Origin of the sequence: Methylobacterium sp. WL116 (genome assembly GCF_008039455.1) — a bacterium.
Taxonomy (GTDB): Bacteria; Pseudomonadota; Alphaproteobacteria; order Rhizobiales; family Beijerinckiaceae; genus Methylobacterium.
Map to the genome: position 1 here is coordinate 1 of NZ_VRUV01000425.1, position 4,010 is coordinate 4,010.

4 protein-coding genes and 2 pseudogenes are annotated in these 4,010 nt (G+C 74.0%); 2 read left to right on the forward strand and 4 right to left on the reverse strand.

Going from position 1 to position 4,010, the window contains the following annotated elements:
- The coding region (gene cbiE, locus FV223_RS21985) for a precorrin-6y C5,15-methyltransferase (decarboxylating) subunit CbiE (RefSeq protein ID WP_147728988.1) at nucleotides 1-1,111 on the reverse strand (1,111 nt) is incomplete at its 3' end.
- On the opposite strand from cbiE, the gene FV223_RS21990 reads away from it, so the two are divergent.
- Nucleotides 1,110-1,874 (forward strand): cobalt-precorrin-6A reductase, encoded by a 765-nt coding sequence (locus FV223_RS21990; RefSeq protein ID WP_147728989.1) that lies wholly within the window; start codon nucleotides 1,110-1,112, stop codon nucleotides 1,872-1,874. The genes cbiE and FV223_RS21990 overlap by 2 nt on opposite strands.
- On the opposite strand, the gene cobJ is transcribed toward FV223_RS21990, so the two are convergent.
- From cobJ to FV223_RS22005, 3 genes and pseudogenes are all read right to left on the reverse strand, one after another.
- Complete coding sequence (gene cobJ / locus FV223_RS21995; RefSeq protein WP_147728990.1) at nucleotides 1,850-2,605, reverse strand: precorrin-3B C(17)-methyltransferase; 756 nt, start codon at nucleotides 2,603-2,605, stop codon at nucleotides 1,850-1,852. The two genes, FV223_RS21990 and cobJ, sit on opposite strands and share 25 nt — an antisense overlap.
- Nucleotides 2,602-3,396 carry a precorrin-2 C(20)-methyltransferase gene (locus FV223_RS22000; protein WP_147728991.1) on the reverse strand — a complete coding sequence of 265 codons (795 nt, stop codon included), beginning with the start codon at nucleotides 3,394-3,396 and terminating at the stop codon, nucleotides 2,602-2,604. Before FV223_RS22000 ends, cobJ begins: the two co-directional genes overlap by 4 nt.
- Nucleotides 3,396-3,485: pseudogene (locus FV223_RS22005) on the reverse strand (precorrin-8X methylmutase); the annotation flags it as partial. The gene FV223_RS22000 and the pseudogene FV223_RS22005, both read right to left, overlap by 1 nt.
- An 80-nt stretch (nucleotides 3,486-3,565) precedes the next feature.
- Between FV223_RS22005 and FV223_RS22010 the strand changes: the two are divergent.
- A pseudogene (locus tag FV223_RS22010) lies at nucleotides 3,566-4,010 on the forward strand (precorrin-3B synthase); the annotation flags it as partial.

Consider the following 4,010-nt stretch of genomic DNA (forward strand, 5'->3'; position numbering starts at 1 on the left):
CCTCGCGCTCGCCGGCCCGCTCGACGCGGAGCTGCGAACCTGGCCGAGCCCGATCTCCGACGCCTACCCTGAAATTCTGGCCCGGCGCGGAGACGCCGCCGCCGATGAAGATCGCATCCGGCGCCGGCAACCCGGTCAGCGCATCCGGCGCCACCCCGTGGACGATGGTCAGCCCGGGGGCGCCGAGGGTCTGCGCGTTGCGGGCGATCCGCTCGACGCGAGACGGATGGGCTTCGATCGCGGTCGCCCGCATCGCGGGATGGCGCAGCATCCACTCGATGCCGATCGAGCCGGCGCCGGCGCCGACGTCCCACAGCAGCTGGCCGGCGAGCGGGCGGAGCGCCGCCAGCGTCACCGCGCGGATCTCGGCCTTGGTCAGCTGGCCGTCGTTCTCGAACCACGCATCGTCGAGCCCCGGGGCGAGGCCGACCGGCCGGCAGCCGGGCTCGCCCACCACCTCGATCGCCAGGGTGTTCAGGGCGTCGACGTCGCCGAGGTCGAAATCGCGCGCGCATCGGGTCCGAACAGTCTCGCGCGGACCGCCCATCGCCTCGCATACGGTGATCGGCGATGCGCCGAAACCGCGCTCGGTCATCAGCGCGGCGACCGCCGCCGGCGTCGTGCCGTCCCAGGACAGCACCAGCAGGCGGGCGTTCGGCTGCAGGTGGCGGACGATCTGCGCGAGCGCCCGCCCGTGCAGCGTCAGGCAGGCGCACTCGGCGAGCGGCCAGCCGAGGCGGGCGCAGGCGAGGCTGAAGGCCGAGGGCTGCGGAAACGCCCGAATCTCGGCGGCCGGCACGATCCGGGCGATCTCGGCGCCGATGCCGTAGTGGAACGGGTCGCCGGTCGCGAGCAGGCAGGTCGGCGTCCCGCGCCGTGCCAGAATTTCAGGGTAGGCGTCGGAGATCGGGCTCGGCCAGGTTCGCAGCTCCGCGTCGAGCGGGCCGGCGAGCGCGAGGTGACGACGGCCGCCATAGACCACGCGGGCGCCGTCGAGCGCCGCGCCGGCGGCGGGGGAGAGCCCGTCGCGGCCGTCCTCGCCGATGCCGACGATCGCGAGCCAGGGATCGGGCCTCGACACCGGTTCGGGCCTATCGGACAAGGCGGCCATGCGGATCCTCATCCTCGGGGGCACGACGGAGGCCAGCGCCCTCGTCCGCGGCCTTCTCCCCCATTCCGGCCTCTCCGTCACGTTGTCGCTGGCCGGGCGCACCGCGGCGCCGGTCGTCGACGTGGTTCCAACCCGCATCGGCGGATTCGGCGGCCCGGAGGGCTTGGCTTGCTACCTGCGCGAGCAGGCGATCGACCGGCTTGTCGATGCCACCCACCCCTTCGCCGCACGCATCGGTAGAAACGCTTATGGGGCCGCGGAAGCTGCCGGCGTCCCGCTCCTGGCGATCCGCCGCCCGGCCTGGACGCGGAAGCCTGGAGACGCCTGGACCGAGGTCGACACCGTGGCCGGTTGCGTCGCGGCGCTGGGGGACGTTCCGCGCCGCGTCTTCCTCACGGTCGGCCGCATGGAAGTCGCGGCCTTCGCGGCCGCGCCGCAGCACGACTACGTCGTGCGCACGATCGAGCCGCTCGGGGATGCGCTGCCGGTCCCGCGCCTCACGGCGATCCGCGCGCGCGGACCGTTCGACGCCGCCGCCGAGATCGTGCTGATGCGCGACGCGTCGGTCGACGTGCTCGTCACGAAGAATGCCGGGGGGGCGGCGACCTACGGAAAGATCGCCGCTGCGCGGACACTCGGCTTGCCGGTGGTGATCGTCCGCCAGCCGTGGAAGCCGATGGTCGACGCGGTCGCCGATGCCGCCGCGGCCGTCGAGCGGCTCGTCGGCGCGGGCCGCGATCATGCGACGCTGCGCGGCGTGTAGACGAACGGCCGCTCGCCCGGCCCGCGCTCGATCAGCCGGGTGGTCGAGGCACCGATGATGACCATCGTCGCCATGTCGGCGGTCGCGTCGCGGGCCTCGGCCAGCGTCATCACGCGGATCGCCTCGTCGGGCCGGGTGACGGCCCGGGCGAAGATCACCGGCGTGTCGGGGTCGCGGATCTCGGCGGCGATCCCGAGGGCCTTGCCGAGCTGCCAGGGCCGCGCCGACGAGATCGGGTTGTAGAGCGAGACCACGAAGTCGGCGCGCAGCACCGCGTCGAGCCGCGCCGTGATCACCTCCCACGGTTTGAGATTGTCCGAGAGCGAGAGCGCGCAGAAATCGCCGCCGAGCGGCGCGCCGAGGCGCGCGGCGGCCGCCAGCATCGCGGTGATGCCCGGCTCGACGGTGATCGCGAGGTGGCGCCAGGCCGGATCGCCGTGCTCCACCGCCTCGAAGACCGCCGCTGCCATCGCGAACACGCCGGGATCGCCGCCCGAGACCACGGCCACCCGCCGGCCGGAGGCTGCGAGTTCCAGCGCATGGCGGGCGCGGTCGACCTCGACGCGGTTGTCGCTGGCGTGCCGCGTCAGGCCGGGCCGATCCGGCACGCGCGAGACGTAGGGAATGTAGCCGATCAGGTCCTCGGCCGCATCGAGCGCGGCCTGCGCCGAGGCGGTGAGCAACCCGGCATCGCCCGGCCCGAGGCCGATGACCGCGAGGCTTCCGCTCACGGCCGGCGCCCTTCGCCCGGCACCAGCACCATCGAGAAGTACGGGGCCGCGTCGTCCGGCTTGTCGGCCAGCGGCACGACATGCTCGCCGGCCATGGTCCCGCGCTCGACGTAGACCGCACGCGCCAGAAGGCCGGCCTCGTGCAGGGCGGCGCGGACCTTCGGCAGGTGCCGGCCGAGCTTCATGATCACGGCGGCGTCGGTCGTGGCGAGGCGGGCCGCGAGGTCAGCGGCCGGCAGCGTCGCGGGCAGGATCGTGAGCACGTCGTCGCCCCAGGTGATCGGCGTCCCGGCCTTGGTCCAGCAGCCGGACATGCCGGTGACGCCGGGCACGACCTCGACCGGGAAGCGGTCCTTGAGCCGCCGCCACAGATGCATGAACGAGCCGTAGAAGAACGGGTCACCTTCCGACAGGATCGCCACGTCGCGACCGGCGCCGAGGTGGTCGGCGAGCTGCCCGGCCGCGTCGTCGTAGAAGGCGGCGAGTGCCGCGACGTAGTCCGGGTGATCGGGGTGGAGCTCTGTGGTGTAGGGGTAGGCCAGCGGGAACTCGCGGGTCGCGTCCGGCGGGAGCACGGCATCAGCGATGGTGCGGGCGTTGCCGCGCCGGCCCTTCTTGCAGAAGTGGACCAGCACCGGCGCGCGCTCGAGCACCCGCATCGCGCGAACGGTGAGGTAGTCCGGGTCGCCCGGCCCCATGCCGACGCCGAACAGCGTGCCGGTGACGACCGCGATCGGCCTGTCCGGCTGCTCGGCAGGCTCCTCCGCGAAGCGGTTCTCGGCCGAGTCCATCACTCGATCTCGTTGGCGAGCGCGTTGACGGCCGCCGCGGCCATGGCGCTGCCGCCGCGCCGCCCGTGCACGACGACGAACGGCACGCGCCAACCTACAGCTGCGCGGTGTCACCGAGGCGACCCGGCCGGCCCTCGTCGCGGCGCTGGGCGGGGCGGGCCTCGGCGACATGCGCGCCGACGGCGGCCCGCAGCGCCTCACCCTCACCAGCCCGCTCGCCGGCCTGACCGGGGAGGCCGTGGATGTCAGGGCCATGGCATCCGCGATCGAGGCGCACGGCCTCGCGATCGCCGGGCTTCCGCCGAAGACCCTGGTGCTGATCGAGGGCGGCGGCACCGACCTTTCGGGAATCGCGGCCGACATCCATGTGCGCGCGACCGGGCCGGGGATCGCGGCGGTCGGCCTCGCGGACGAAGCGGGCGTGACGTGGATCGCGACGTGCGACGAGGCGCGAACCGCCGAGGCGGTCGCGGGGCTGCTCCGGGCGTTCGCCACCAGCGGCCGACGCCGCATCCGCGACCTTGCCGATACGGAACGAGGGAGCCTCGTGCGGGTTTTGCCCGCCATCCTCGCCGACGAGCCCCCGCCCCCCTCCGTGGGGGAAAGTGGCCCAC